The 1,253-nt window shown below is 65.0% G+C and carries 2 protein-coding genes; one reads left to right on the top strand and one right to left on the bottom strand.

Features of this window, described 5'->3' with window-relative positions; genetic code table 11:
- A partial coding sequence (locus JYJ84_RS36985; protein WP_205190331.1) for a M48 family metallopeptidase occupies positions 1-708 on the top strand: 708 nt, incomplete at its 5' end.
- A gap of 108 nt (positions 709-816) precedes the next feature.
- Here the strand turns inward: JYJ84_RS36985 and gloA are convergent.
- On the bottom strand, positions 817-1,206 hold the full coding sequence (gene gloA, locus JYJ84_RS36980; RefSeq protein WP_174955567.1) for a lactoylglutathione lyase: 390 nt from the start codon (positions 1,204-1,206) through the stop codon (positions 817-819).
- Between the last annotated feature and the right edge of the window lie 47 nt (positions 1,207-1,253).

Here is a 1,253-nt window from a genome sequence, read left to right as displayed (position 1 = left end):
CGGACGTTCGCACTCGACAGCCGCGTGCTCGAATACCGCCTGAAGCGTTCCGCGCGCCGCACGATCGGCTTCACGATCGACGGCAGCGGGCTGTCGATCACCGCGCCGCGCTGGGTCACGCTCGCCGACATCGAAGCCGCGATCGCCGAGAAACAACGCTGGATCTTCGCGAAGCTCGCAGAGTGGAAGACGCGCACCGAGCAGCGCGCGCTGCCGCAGATCGACTGGCGCGACGGCGCGCAACTCCCCTATCTCGGCAAGACGGTGACGATCGCGCTCGGCGCGGGCGCCGTCGCGTTCGATGCGGATGCGCTGCGGCTCTCGCTGCCGCTGCCCGTGCAGGCCGACATGCAGCAGATCAAGGATCGCGTGCAGGGCTGGCTGCAGGGCGAAGCCAAGCGGATCTTCGGGGAACGCCTCGTGGTCTATGCTGAGAAGCTCGGCGTCACGTATTCGATGTACGCGCTGTCGTCGGCCGCGACGCGCTGGGGCAGCTGCTCGAGCGACGGCAAGATCCGCCTGAACTGGCGGCTGATCCATTTCCCGATGTCGATCATCGACTATGTCGTCGCGCACGAGCTGTCGCACCTGCGCGAGATGAACCACAGCCCGGCCTTCTGGCAGACCGTCGAATCGATCTTCCCCGAGTTCCGCGAAGCGCGGCACACGCTCAAGCATCACCCGCCCGAGTTGCTGCCGTCGCTTTGACGCGCACGGCTTCGCCGCCAACGAAAAAGGGCGATGCGGGTCACCCCGCACCGCCCTTTTTTGCGGCCGCGGCGCACATCGCGCGCCGCAGCCCGGTTCATCCGGCGCTCAGTGCGCCTTCTTCTGGATGAACTCGATCTTGTAGCCGTCCGGATCCTCGACGAACGCGATCACGGTCGTGCCGTGCTTCATCGGGCCCGCTTCGCGCGTGACCTTGCCGCCTTGCGCCTTGATCTTGTCGCAGGCCGCGTAGGCATCGTCGACTTCCAGCGCGAGGTGGCCGAAACCCGTGCCGAGGTCGTAGGACGGCGTGTCCCAGTTGTGGGTCAGTTCGATCACCGTGTTGTTGCTTTCATCGCCGTAGCCGACGAATGCGAGCGTGAACTTGCCTTCCGGATAGTCGTCGCGGCGCAGCACCTTCATGCCGAGCAACTCGGTGTAGAACTTGATCGAGCGGTCGAGATCGCCGACTCGCAGCATCGTATGCAGCAATCGCATGGGTTGTACTCCTGTGGGGACTTTCCAGAACCGGGAACTCTACCAGA

The organism is Burkholderia sp. LMG 13014, from assembly GCF_905232215.1.
In the GTDB taxonomy this organism is placed as follows: domain Bacteria; phylum Pseudomonadota; class Gammaproteobacteria; order Burkholderiales; family Burkholderiaceae; genus Burkholderia.
Note: the sequence above shows the minus strand (reverse complement) of the source record. Positions and strands in the feature narration are given on the sequence as shown.